Below are 12,703 nucleotides of genomic sequence, written 5' to 3'. Positions count from 1 at the left end.
CACGGACCGAGGTAGCCGGACGTCAGGAGAAGAACCTGAGAGATTCTTCTGGATCTCCCTTCAGGAGCCCTTCGGCATCCTCCTTCGTGATCACCGGGTGACCGTACTGCGGAGCATCCGTCAGCCCCAGCCCCGGACGACACAACCGATACCCCCGGGCGCTTTCATAGCAGGCCACCCCGACCCCAGCAGCTTGCAGGCGCACGGTCACGCGCCACTCCAGCTCCTGCGAGAACTGCACCCGGCAGCCCTTCTCGACGAGCTTCGGAATGATCTCTTGGTACGAGACGTCGGACAGGGGGTTTCCCGTCACATCGACCTGGAGCAGCGTCGGCACGTGCAGCAGCGGTTCGATGTCGGCAACGAAGTCCCGCGGCATCGAGAAGTTGAGGATCGGAAGAGATTCAATCCCCGAGATGTCTCGCAGCGCACTGTCCTCGATGCTCAGCATACGAAGCTTCGCAAGCGACTCGATCCGCCTCACGGAAACAGGATCGCACCCGACCATGATCAGCCGTTCAAGTGATCGAAAATCAGCGATGGGACCGAGGTCGCGCACACGTTGCATCACGAGCTCCGTCACCGATTCGCACTCCTGCGCGGTGACCGGAAAGCCGTGCCCGATCGCCCTGGTGACCGACCTGTCGAACTCGGGATCGATTTTCCTCATCGCCATCACCTTTCAGTGGAATTTAGTGTGACTACGCACTCTTGTTCCATTTCTTAATGTACTCCTCGGCTTCGAGGAAGTTCTGCAGCACTCGAGCATAGGCCGCCTGCTGCTCATCAATCAGGTCCCGCACAGTCAACGGTTCGACTCGTTGCTTCGCTTCGGTCCTGTCCGCGCTCACATGAATCGACTTGTAGATGGCCTTCACCGGAAGGTTCATCTGCCGCTCGGTGAAGTCTCCGGAATTGCCACCCCGCCACATCAGCTTCCCGGACTCCAGGAGACCACGGAGCACCGCAAGATACTCGAGCGGGGTCCCGTTCGGGCGCTCCTTGATGAAATTATCGAAGTAATCGCGGAGCGGCTGATGCCACTTCTGATCCCTTCCGTTGTAGACAGGGTTTCCGTCGTACGACATGAACGCACCCACGTGGGCGTCCATATCGTGGCTCTCGACCTCCGCCATCTCGTCACCCACCCGTATTTCCCAGATGACGTCCGCGGTGAACGATCGCAATTTGTCCTGAAGTTCGATCCACCCGACGGCCACCTTGGTAGACTCCTGCTCTATTGCCGTGTCGAGGATCTTCATCATCTGATTCGTCGGTATCCATTCATGGAGACCTCCGGCACCCCGGAACTCCGCCTTGAGCCATTTCACGTGAGGATTCTCGCCCGGGCCCTTCTCGTTCCACAGTTCCCGAAGTCGACCAATAGTCATCTCCTTCGACTCTGCATGCTCAGCCATGTCACGGAGAAATTCAACAACCCTGCCACCCGCAGCATCCTTCAACTGCTGATCCACTTCCCTCCTGGCGACCGGCAAGGACGCGAAGCGACCGTACTGGGTATTCGTCTCAAAATTCAGCTTGGCGAGCTTATCCTTCAGTTCACCTTTCTTCACCTCGTCCTTGGCACCGTTCTTGAGCAGCTCTTCCGCCGCTTTCCCAATGTCTTCGTAAAAGGCATCACGCACCGAATGCTTCGGCTGCGGGTCGAGCGCATGCAGTGCGTACTGCTTGAACCCCAGCGCCTTTGGCCCATCCCTCCGGGTCACGTTTCCGTTCCGCTTCGGATCGAAGTACCCCTTGAGGCTCTGCTTCGTCTTGTCCGTCTTGAGACGAGCCTCTGCATCCGCAGCGAAGCCGGTCAACACCCCGGCGCTGTCCCACGCACCCGTTGGCCCGAGCTGATCGGCCCACCATCGTTCACTGATCTTCTCGGACAGCTCCAGACCGTACGGCGGAAGCGCCACCGGGATCTCCTCGATGAATTCCGTCTGCTCCTTACCCGGACCTTGCGCATCCTGGTCCTCGTCCTGCGAGGCAACAGGCGCCTCGGTCTGCCTCTGATTCGCCGGATTGATAAGGCCCCGCACCGACCAATGCCGTCCATCGGGCACAGGGGTCAATTCCTTGAGCCCGTACCGGCGCCGGATTCCGGCCAGAAGGGGGTGGAGCACAGTCCGCCCGACCGGGCGTCCTCTGAATCTCGCCATCGCCCCCACCGCGGCGGCCATCGCCCTGTCCAGCCGCTGCTGCTTCCCGGCCGGCGAGTCGTCACCGCCACGACCCTTGCTCCTGAGCTTCTGCCAAAGCCCCCTGCCCCTTCTCGCGACAAAGTCGACGATCCTGTCGATCGCTCGGTTCACCGGGCGGGAGACCTTTTGGAAGGTCTGTCTGATCTTGTTGGCCAGGCCGCCGATTCCCAGTAGGGATGCCAGCAGGCCGATCAGCAGGGGGATGCTGGCCGCCAGCGCCGTTTCGATCGTCTTCGGGACGCCCGCCGAGCCGCCGTTGGCTATCGCTATCACCGCGTCCAGGACCGCGTTCACGAACTCCACGATCTGGGCGCCCTGCGTCACGATGAAGGTGACGATGTCGATGATCGCCTTCACGGCACGGATGAAGGCCGACGCCGGGTTGAGGAGCGACAGGATCCAGGTGATGCCCGCGACGATGACCGTCGGGATCAGGTAGGACTTGAGTTCCTCCAGGATCGTGGACTTCACGTCGCCCACCTCGGCCTGGATCTCCTTCGTCGCGCCGGCCGGCCCCTCCGTCGCCAGTGCCTTCGCGACCGGCACCGACTGCTCGACCTCCGTCATCGCCTGGTCCGGGACGCCCTTGCGGGTGATGCGGGCCCTGATGTTGGCCCACGTCAGACCCAGGAGTGAGGCGATGATCTGGATGATCCCCTTGAGGTCGAACCTCGCCGGGATCTCTATGCCCGCCTTCACCGACGTACCCAACAGCCATGACACCAGGCCCGATTGGAGGTGCGTGGCGATGTTCGACACGAACTGCTGCAGGCCCGCGCCCACCGAGCGGACCAGGTTGCCCAGGAACCCGATCGGATCCTTGATGATCTTTGTGATGGCGCTTGCGGCCTTGGCCAGGACGCCCATCAGGAGGTCCTTGAGTTCCTTGATGGTCTGCACGACGCTCACCACCGCGTCGACCGCCTTCTGGACCAGGCCCTTGTTCGCCTCCTGGAGTTTCTTGATCTCCTCGTCCACGGCGTTCAGCGCCTGGGTGTACTTCTGCGCCAGGCTCTGCACCAGTTCCTGCGACTTGTCGTCGACCTCCGCTTCGAGGTCGTCGAACTTCGCCGCGAAGTCCTGCGCCGCCTCCTCGCCGAACTGCCGAAGGTCCGCGGGGAGTCTGTCGACCTCCGCCTTCAGGTCCGTACGGCCCCGCGTGATCCGCGCCTTGGCCCGGCCCAGCTCCCGGCCGATCATGTCGGCGATGGACGAGATGACCCCCTGCATCAGACGCACGTAGAGCTTGCGGGACTCCTGGAAGAGCTGGTTCGCCTCCTCCGGCATGCCCATCAGCTTGTCCTTGGCCCACTTGGCCGGGCCGAAGAAACCGCCGTAGCGCTTGTCCTTGTACTCCTTCATCCGACGCTTCTGGTCCGTGTTGAAGGCGTCCCGTGCCCTCTTCTCCCCCTCCTCGAACTGCTGGTCGACCTTGCCGTCCAAGCCGTCCAGGATCTCCTTGACGTCCTTCTGCGTCGCGTCGAAGACCTGCTGGAGCTTGGCCGTCACCTCCTCCCGTTTCTGTTCGTCCTTCGACTTCGTCTCGCCCTTGCCGCCGTCCACCTCCCTGCCCGCCGCGCCGCGCTCGGCGGTCAGCGCCGCCATCGCCGTCGCCCCGGCCGCCGCGGCGCCCGCCTTCGCCGTCGCAAGCTGCTGCTTCTCCGCCGCGCGTGCCTGTGCCGGGGCCGTCGCCGAGTGCTGTTCGGCCTTCTTCTTCTCCCCCAGCGCCTCGGTGAACTGCGGCTCGTTGCTCCTGGCGAGCTGCTCCTCGGTGACGTCGGCTTCCGCCAGCTGCTGGTCGGTGCGGCGCGGCCCCTCGGAGAAGTCCGTGACCTGCGGCGGCTGTTGCTGCGGGACGGCGTCGGCGGCATCCGGTGCGCCCGGATCGGCCGGCGGCTGGTCCGGCGTCATGGGCGTGACCTGTTTTTCCTTCGCCTGTGACGTGTCCGGCGCCGCCGTGGTCGTGGTCTCGATGTCCTGGGCCGAGGACTCCTTGCCCTCGGTGACCTTGCCGTCGACCGCGCCCTTGATCTCGTCCGCCTTGCCCGAGTCGGCGAACTTGTCGGCCTCGTCCAGGTTCTTCGGCGCCTGGGCGTCGATCGCGTCGTTGACCGCCGCGATGAAGGCGGCCTTGTCGAACTCCCCCGGCTCGGCCGCGTTCATCTTCTCCGCGTTGGCCGCCTTGCCCTGCGCCTGCTTGTCGTCGGGCGGCGCCTTCGCCGCGCCCTGCGCCGAACGGGACTCGGCGGTCGCGGCCTTGTGCGTGGCCAGCTTCTGCTTCTTCGCGGCGATGTCGGCGTTCACCCTGCGCATGCCGGGCGCCTGGGCAGCCGGCGGCTTCACCGGAGCCGCGTAGCGCTGGGCCACGAGACGGGAGACCGCCGCGTTGCCCGCCGCGCCTTGCAGGCGTTGCAGGCTCCGAGGGGTCAGCCCCCGGCCGGAGGGCGTGGGGACGGGCGTCTCCTCCGACGACGGTGCCGGCGTCGGTGCCGGTGTCGGTGTCCGTTCCGGCGCCGGGTTCGCCGACCTGGCGGACGCCGTGGGCTTCGCGGGCTTCTCCGAGGCAGCCTTCACCGCATCACCCGGTGGGCCGGATGACGACGGAGCCGGACCCTGGCGCGCGGCGCGTCCGCAACATGTCTGTCAGAGTGCGGGGTCCGGCGGGGCAGCCCCCCAGGAAGTCGGGGTAGTGCCGGGGGCAGACATCGCTGCCCTATGGGGCAGGCCGGTTCGCTGCACCTTGGGGCAGGAACATCTGTACTCCGGGGCGGCCGAAAGCACTGTCCCACGGATCCTCCGTCCGGGAACAATCGCTCTCGCTTCCCTGGTCAACCCGGTCAACTGGTCGGCCTGGTCGAGGAGACCCGGTCAAGGAGAGTGGTATGCCGTCGTACCTGTCCCCGGGCGTCTACGTCGAAGAGGTGGAATCCGGGTCTCGACCGATCGAGGGGGTCGGGACCTCGGTCGCCGCCTTCATCGGGTTCGCTCAGAAGGGTCCGTTCGACGAGCCGACCCTCATCACCAACTGGACCCAGTTCCTCAGCGTTTTCGGCGACTTCGTCGAGGGGACCTACCTCGCCTCGTCCGTCTACGGGTACTTCGCCAACGGCGGCGGAATCTGCTACGTCGTGCGGATCGGGGACGGAGAACAGGGCCCGGCGGAGGGAACTGCCGGGCAGGTGGGGCCCACCGCCCAGCTCGGCCCGTACTCCGTGCGGGTGCTGCCCGGCGCCACCGGAGAGATCACCGTGGAGGTGGCCGACCCCGACGGCGAGGATCCGCCCCAGGACGTCTTCACCCTGATCGTGAAGCGGGACGGGCAGGTCGTCGAGACCTATCCCTCGGTGACCACCAAGCGCAGCAAGGACAATGTGGCCACCCAGGTCCGGGCCCGGTCGCAGCTCATCCGGCTGGAGGAGCCGGGCAAGGGGGCCGCGCCCGCCCGGCCCGCGGTGCAATCGGTGACGCTGGCCACGGCCTCCGGTGCCGGGCCGGGCGGCGGGGTCGTCGGGGTGCCCGACTCGCTGTCCACCGACTCCTACGTCGGCGATCCCGACCAGCGCACCGGGTTCGGCGGGCTGGAGGCGGTCGAGGAGGTCACGATGGTGGCCGCACCGGATCTGATGAGCGCGTACCAGCGTGGCGCGCTGGACCTGGAGACGGTGATCTCCGTGCAGCGTGGGCTGATCACCCACTGCGAGGCCATGGGCGACCGGATCGCGATCCTCGATCCACCGCCCGCCCTGAGCCCGCGCCAGATCAAGACCTGGCGGGAGGAGACGACGGGCTTCGACTCCCGGTACGCCACGCTCTACTACCCGTGGATCAAGGTCTTCGACCCGGCCGTCGGCCGCGACGCATTCGTGCCCCCGAGCGGGCACGTCGCGGGCGTGTGGGCGCGCAACGACGAGACGCGCGGGGTGCACAAGGCGCCGGCCAACGAGGTGCTGCGCGGCGCGGTCGGTCTGCAGACGCAGCTCACCAAGGGGGAGCACGATCTGCTCAATCCCATCGGGCTCAACTGCATCCGCGCCTTCCCCGGCCGTGGCATCCGGGTGTGGGGCGCGCGCACGCTGGCCGACGATCCGTCGTGGCGGTACCTCAATGTGCGGCGGCTCTTCAACTACCTGGAGGAGTCGATCCTCGCCGGCACCCAGTGGGTGGTCTTCGAACCGAACGACGACGCGTTGTGGGCCCGTATCCGGCGCACCATTTCGGCGTTCCTGGTCAACGAGTGGCGCAAGGGTGCCCTGTTCGGGCTGACGCCGGACGAGGCCTTCTATGTGAAGTGCGACCGCGAGACCAATCCTCCGGAGTCGATCGAGGCCGGTCAGGTCATCTGTGAGGTCGGGGTGGCCCCGGTCAAACCGGCGGAGTTCGTGGTGTTCCGGCTCGCCCAGCTCTCGGCGGGGTCGGGCGGAATCGACGAGTGACGCCACGGCCCGCGAGGGCCGTCACGACCGACAGAATCCGGAGTACTAGGAGGCTGGCATGCCGCTCCCCGAGCTCGACAGTTCCGTAGGACATTCCTTCGGCCTCGAATTCGACAGCGTGCTCATCAGACAGATCACCGAGGTCAGCGGTCTGAAGATGGAGCAGGACGTCATCGAGTTGAAGCAGAACACCGCCGACGGCAAATACGCCATCAAGAAGCTCCCGGGTCGTCCCAAGGCCGGTGAGGTCACCGTCACCCGCGGTCTGACGGAGGACAACAGTTTCGAGCAGTGGGTCAAGGATTCCCGGTTCGGGAAGATGACCAACGCCCGCCGCAACGGCTCGATCATCGTCTACGACTACGAGGGCATCCCGATCAAGCGCTACAAGCTGATCAACGCCTGGCCCAAGTCGTTGGAGATCAGCACGCTCAAGGCCGGTGACACCTCCGTGCTCACCGAGAAACTGTCGATCACCTACGAGAGCGTGGAAGTCGACTGATGCGGCGTACGATCGCCACGCCGTCCGCCGCCGAACCCGGAACCGCGGCGGCGACCACGGCGGCGGACCGGACCGGGCATGTCGACACGCTGCGCACCGAGTTCGTCTTCGAACTGCCGCGCGGCTATGTGGACCAGTCCGGGATCGTGCACCGCAGCGGGGTCATGCGGCTCGCGACCGCCCGCGACGAGCTGATCCCGCTCCGGGACGACCGGGTACGGGAGAACTCCGCTTATCTGTCCGTGGTGTTGATCTCCCGGGTGCTCGTGCGCATCGGCTCGATCGAGGATGTCCACCCGGGGATCGTCGAGGATCTGTTCGCCTCCGACCTCGCCTTCCTCCAGGACTTCTACCGCCGTATCAACGCCGAGGGACACACGCGCGCCGCGGTCACCTGCCCCGCGTGCCAGGAGAGCTTCGCGGTGGACCTGTCCGGCGGTGGTCGCCTGGGGGAATCATGACGTACGCGGCCGACCGGCTCCACGAGGAAGTCGCGTACCTCGCCTACCACTTCCACTGGTCCCTCGACCAGATCCTCGACCTAGAGCACCCGGACCGGCTGCGGTACGTCCAGCACGTCGCCCGGCTCAACGAAGGGTGACTCGGATGGGATGGCTGTCCTGGCTGACCGGCCGGCGTGGCAGTGACCCGCGTGGCGACGGTGCGCAGGGCCCGGCTCCCGCGCACGCGCCGGAGACGAGCAGTCCGCCGGTGCGGGCCGCCGGGTGGCGTGACGTGCCGCCGCTCCAGCGCACGGTGGACGCGCCCGCGCTGATCACGGATCCGGTGGGGTTCCGCGGCTCGCTGGACACCTGGCGGGACGCGTCCTTCTTCACGCCGCTCGGTCACCTGGTCAGCCCGCAGGCTCCGTCCGGCCTGGGCCATGGTCTCGCCACACCGGCCGCGTCCGAGGCACCGGCGGTGGGCCGCGAGGTCCGCGCCGACACCACGGGCGGGGCGCCGCAGCCGGATCTGCCGGTGCAGCGGACGGCGGGACCGGCCGCCGAGGGCGCGGGGCGTACGGCCTCGACCGAGCCGCTGGTCTCGGCCCGCCCGCCGGCCATGCGAGTACGTCAGCTCACCGCTGTGACCGTCGACGCCGCGCACTCCGGCCCGCCCACGCCCCCGGCACCGTCGGCACCGTCCACCTTGTCACCGCCCGCACCGCCGGTCCAGCGGGCCGCCGCGCCCGACCGCGGCCTTCCACACGCCTTCGGCCTCGGCGAGCCGCTGGCCGAGTTGCCGCTCACCGCCCGGCGCGAGGACACCTCCGGCGTCAGCGTTTCCCCGTCACCGGACGAGCCCGCTGCCGTGGCCCCGTCGCCCGACGACCCGTCACCGGACCCGCCCGCCGGGCCGCTGCTCTCCGACGACCCGCTCGTCCTGCGTACGGCGGTCACCGGTCCGCTCCCGGAGCCGACGGCCGCCGCGACACCCGTACGCGTTCAGCGGACAGCCGCGGACGGGACACCGGCGGCTCCCGGACCGGGCCCGTCGAGCGAGCCGTCGGCGCCGCTCGTCGCGCAGCGTTCGATGCCACTCTTCTCCGGAGTGCGGCCACCGGAGGCCGACGGCGCGTCGGAGGGCCCCGAGCAGCGGGTGGTGGTGCCGGTGAGCTGGTCCCACACCGCTCACGGACACCGGGCCTCGGACACCGGCACCCCGGCCGGAAGCGCCGGGGACTCCGTACGGCCCGTGCCCGTGCCGGTCACCCAACGGTCCGTCGCCCCGGCTGCCGCTCCCCCTGCTCCGCCGGCCGTCCCACGCTCGGTCGCCCCGGCCGTGTCCCGGTCGCCGGTGGCGGTCGACGCCGGTTCGGTGGCCGTCGCCGCCGGGGTGGCACAGCGCATGGCCGACGGTTCCGTCGTCTTCCGGCCGGTGTCCGCCTCGCCCGTGCGTCCCGCACCACAGCCCGCGCAGCCGTCCGCCACCGTGCCGTCGTACGCCTCCGTGCCGCTCCCGCCGCCCGTCCAGCGCGCCCGAGCCGACCTATCCGCCGGACCCGTTCGGTCCACGCGGTTCCTCCCGCCCGTGCAACGCGACGTCGAGACCACCGAGCCGGATCCCCCCGCTCCCCCGGTTCCCCCGGCCCCACCCGATCTGCCCGACCCGCCCGCCCCGTCGTCACCGGAGCCCGTTCCCGGAGCCTCGGCCACCGCCCAGGCGGCCCCCGGGGACGGCGGGCCCGGCCCCGGCGGCCCGCCGAAGGTGGACGACGAACTGGTCCGCGCCCTGTTCGCCCCGCTCAGCCGACTGCTCAAGGCAGAGCTGCGGCTGGACCGGGAACGGGCCGGACACCTGATCAACACCAGGCACTGACCGGACTCCGACCAGCCACCGGCCGCGTGCGGACCGCACGGGCCGAACAGAGAGAAGGGATACGGCATATGGCCGTGACCGACGACCCGGCGGTCAGCGTCTGCTTCGTCGTCACCGTGGACGGCATCGAACTCGGCTCGTTCAACACCTGCGAGGGCCTGGGCTGCGAGGTCGTGCTCGAACAACGCGAGGAGGGCGGCAACAACATCCATCTGTGGCAGCTGCCCACCCGTCTGAAATACCCGAACATCAAGCTGTCCAGGCCGCTGACCCGGGAGACCGAGAAGGTGGCCAAGTGGTTCGCGAGCATGACCACCGGGATCAGACGCAGGACGGCCCACATCGAGGCACGCACCGGCGACGGGCGGCCGGTGGCCAAGTGGGGGCTGCTGGAGGTGGTGCCGGTGCGCTGGACCGGGCCCGCGTTCAATCCGGAATCCCCCAAGGTGGCCATGGAGACGATCGAGATCGCCCACCACGGCTTTGTGACGATGGAGGACTGACCTGTGGGTTCCCCGGTGGCGTTCAGCGCGGCGGGTGCGGGGGCGGCCGCCGCCCGGAGGGGCGGGGCCCGGCCCAAGCTGGAGCACGCGTACCTGGAGCTGCGCACCCCGCCGCCGGGCGGGAGTCTGACGCCCGGCGGGCCGTGCGGGCGGATCGACTTCCAGTTCAACCCCAAGGAGCTGTCCCTGACCAAGGCGGCGGCCTGGAAGCGGACTCCGGCGAAGGGGGCGAAGAGCGCGGGGCCGCCGGAGTACCAGGGGTCGCAGCCCAGCAAGCTCACGGTGGAGATGTTCTTCGACGCGAGCGACACCCAGGACACCAGTGTGGTGACCGCGGTGGAGAAGCTGTTCGCGTGCTGTGTGCCGACGAGCGAGACACGGCAGCAGCAGCGGTCCTCACCGCCCTGGGTGGTGTTCCACTGGGGCGGACTCACCGGTTTCCCCGGTTACGTCAGCCAAGTGCAGGCGAAGTACACCCTGTTCACCACGTCCGGTGTGCCGATCCGGGCGGTGTGCCAGGTCACCATGGAGGAGATCACCGGGGAGACCCCGGGGCAGAACCCGACCTCGGGCGCCCTGCACGCGCGCCGTGTGCACCGGGTGCGCACCGGGGACACACTGGCGCTGCTGGCCTGGCGTGAGTACGGCGACCCGGCGGGCTGGCGGGCGATCGCGGAGGCGAACGGGATCGACGATCCGATGCGCCTGCCGGAAGGGCGCGAGCTGCTGCTCCCGGCCCTGGACGAACTGGAGCGGGCCGAGGGCCGGCACGGTACGGGCGGCGACGAACACGCCAGGGGCCGGTGAGGCGGGCGTCATGGTCAATCAGAGCGTCGCCAAGTCCCTGACGGTGGAGTTCGGCGGCCGTCCGCTCCCTGCGGCCCTGGCGAACACCCTGGTCGAGGGGTACGTGGACGACAGCCGTACCCTGCCCGACCTGTTCCTGCTGCGGTTCCGCGACCCCAGCCGGGTGCTGCTGGACCACGCGGGGGTGCGGATCGGTACGGAGGTACGGCTGCTGGCCGGCGCCGACGGCGGTCCGTCGCCCCGGCCGCTGCTGACCGGGAGCGTGACGGCGCTGGAGGTGGAGATCGACGACACCGGGACCTACACCGTGGTGCGGGGGCTGGACGAGTCCCACCGTCTCTTCCGGGGCCGCCGGGTGGCGGGCTACCAGAACATGACGCTGGCCGACATCTGTGTCCAGGTGGCACGGCGGGCCGGGCTGCGGCCGGGCACGATCGACGTGGCGGGCCCGGTTCTCGAGCATGTGGCGCAACCCAACATCACCGACTGGGAATTCATCAGCTCGCTGGCCGAGGAGGCGGGCGTCCAGGCATTTGTGACGGACGGCCGGCTCCATGTGGCCGGGCCGACCGCGGCGGGCGGTGCCCCCGACACCTCCGCCCGCGCCGACCGCAACCCGCTGGTCCTGGAGATGGGTGACAACCTGCTGCGCTGCCGGGCCGGGGTGTCCGCCGCGGAACAGGTGTCCGCGGTGGAGGTGCGCGGCTGGGACGTGCGGGCCAAGCAGCCGCTGATCGGCCGCGCCGACGCGGGCTCCGCGGCGACGCTGGAGCTGGGGGTGACGGCGGCCGAGGTGGCACGGCCGTTCGGCGCGGCCGACTTCGTGGTGTCGGATGCGCCGTACGGGAACCAGGCCCAGGTGGACCAGGCGGCGAAGGCGCTCGCCGCGCGGATCGCGGGGTCGTTCGCCGAGCTGGAGGCGGTGATCCGGGGCAACCCGGAGGTGCGAGCGGGTGGCGCGGTCACCCTGGCCGGCGTCGGCGCCCCCTTCGAGGGCCGGTACACCGTGACCTCGTCGCGCCATGTGTTCGACCCGGTCCGCGGCTACGAGACCTGGGTGACGGTCTCCGGGCAGCAGGAACGTTCGCTGTTCGGGCTGACCGGCGGCCCGGGAACCGGTGCGGGGGCGGGGGCCCGGTGTGCCGGGCTGGCGAACGGCACGGTCACGGACACCAAGGACCCGGAGGGCCTGGGCCGGGTGAAGGTGCGGTTCCCGTGGCTGTCCGACGAGTATGCGAGCGACTGGGCGCGGACGGCGCAGGCGAGCGGCACCGGCGGCGGGGAGGCGTTCATCCCCGAGGTCGGCGACGAGGTGCTGGTCGGGTTCGAACAGGGCCATCTGGACCGCCCCTACGTCCTCGCCGGGCTCTACAACGGGCAGGACAAGCCGGGCGGCGGGGGCGACGGGCCGGGGCAGGGAACCGGTCCGCAGGCGGAGGAGGACGCCGCGGCGGTCGACCCGACCAGCGGCGCCGTCACCAAGCGTGCGTTCGGTTCTCGCAGCGGCGACAGGCTCGAACTGCTGGACGCCGCGAACGGCCCGCAGGGCGTACGGCTGTCGACGGGCGACGGAAAGCTGAGGATCAGCCTCGACCGCCGGGGCACCACCGTCGTGGTGCACAGCGACGGCACGGTGGAGATCGAGGCGAAGGAACAGGTCTCGATCTCGGCGGGCAACGGGGTCGCGCTGGACGCGGGCGGCGGAACGCTGGAGCTGACCGGCGACTCGGTGAAGCTCACCGCCCGTACCGGCGTCCAAGTGGACGGCGGCAACGGTCAGGTGAAGCTCTCCACGGGCGGCGCGGTGGAGGTACGGGGCAACCAGGTCGCGGTGGGCAGCACCACCCGCACCGAGCTCAGGGGCGGCAGCACGCTGTCCGTCAACGCGCCGCTCGTGCGGATCAACTGAACGACGGTCTCGAGCAACGC

10 protein-coding genes are annotated in these 12,703 nt (G+C 69.1%); 8 read left to right on the top strand and 2 right to left on the bottom strand.

The features are described 5' to 3' along the window. Positions 1-22: 22 nt before the first annotated feature. Together CTZ28_RS16030 and CTZ28_RS48280 are read right to left on the bottom strand one after the other, a co-directional pair. Positions 23-670: a leucine-rich repeat domain-containing protein gene (locus tag CTZ28_RS16030; RefSeq protein WP_147481156.1), complete on the bottom strand. Its 648-nt coding sequence runs from the start codon at positions 668-670 to the stop codon at positions 23-25. Between the two features lie 31 nt (positions 671-701). After that, complete coding sequence (locus CTZ28_RS48280) at positions 702-4,784, bottom strand: hypothetical protein (RefSeq protein WP_310887610.1); 4,083 nt, start codon at positions 4,782-4,784, stop codon at positions 702-704. A gap of 308 nt (positions 4,785-5,092) precedes the next feature. On the opposite strand from CTZ28_RS48280, the gene CTZ28_RS16020 reads away from it, so the two are divergent. The 8 genes from CTZ28_RS16020 (at position 5,093) to CTZ28_RS15985 (ending at position 12,683) form a co-directional block, all read left to right on the top strand. After that, positions 5,093-6,643, top strand: coding sequence for a phage tail sheath family protein (locus tag CTZ28_RS16020; protein WP_121890069.1), 1,551 nt, complete (start codon positions 5,093-5,095; stop codon positions 6,641-6,643). Between the two features lie 58 nt (positions 6,644-6,701). Then, a complete protein-coding gene (locus CTZ28_RS16015; protein ID WP_121890068.1) occupies positions 6,702-7,145 on the top strand; it encodes a phage tail protein in 444 nt (147 codons plus the stop codon). Then, positions 7,145-7,606 (top strand): hypothetical protein, encoded by a 462-nt coding sequence (locus CTZ28_RS16010; protein ID WP_121890067.1) that lies wholly within the window; start codon positions 7,145-7,147, stop codon positions 7,604-7,606. Before CTZ28_RS16015 ends, CTZ28_RS16010 begins: the two co-directional genes overlap by 1 nt. Beyond that, positions 7,603-7,746, top strand: coding sequence for a DUF6760 family protein (locus tag CTZ28_RS16005; RefSeq protein WP_121890066.1), 144 nt, complete (start codon positions 7,603-7,605; stop codon positions 7,744-7,746). The genes CTZ28_RS16010 and CTZ28_RS16005 overlap by 4 nt, the downstream gene beginning before the upstream one ends. 5 nt (positions 7,747-7,751) lie before the next feature. Next, positions 7,752-9,464, top strand: coding sequence for a hypothetical protein (locus CTZ28_RS16000; protein WP_121890065.1), 1,713 nt, complete (start codon positions 7,752-7,754; stop codon positions 9,462-9,464). Positions 9,465-9,532: 68 nt separating this feature from the next. Further along, the gene (locus CTZ28_RS15995) at positions 9,533-9,967 is read left to right on the top strand and encodes a phage tail protein (RefSeq protein ID WP_121890064.1); all 435 of its coding nucleotides are present in this window, start codon (positions 9,533-9,535) and stop codon (positions 9,965-9,967) included. A gap of 3 nt (positions 9,968-9,970) precedes the next feature. Continuing rightward, positions 9,971-10,774, top strand: coding sequence for a CIS tube protein (locus tag CTZ28_RS15990; RefSeq protein ID WP_121890063.1), 804 nt, complete (start codon positions 9,971-9,973; stop codon positions 10,772-10,774). Between the two features lie 10 nt (positions 10,775-10,784). Then, entirely contained in the window at positions 10,785-12,683 is a 1,899-nt protein-coding gene (locus tag CTZ28_RS15985) for a VgrG-related protein (protein ID WP_121890062.1), read from the top strand. The last annotated feature ends 20 nt before the right edge of the window (positions 12,684-12,703 follow it).

Source organism: Streptomyces shenzhenensis (assembly GCF_003688995.1).
Lineage (GTDB): Bacteria > Actinomycetota > Actinomycetes > Streptomycetales > Streptomycetaceae > Streptomyces > Streptomyces shenzhenensis_A.
Note: the sequence above shows the minus strand (reverse complement) of the source record. Positions and strands in the feature narration are given on the sequence as shown.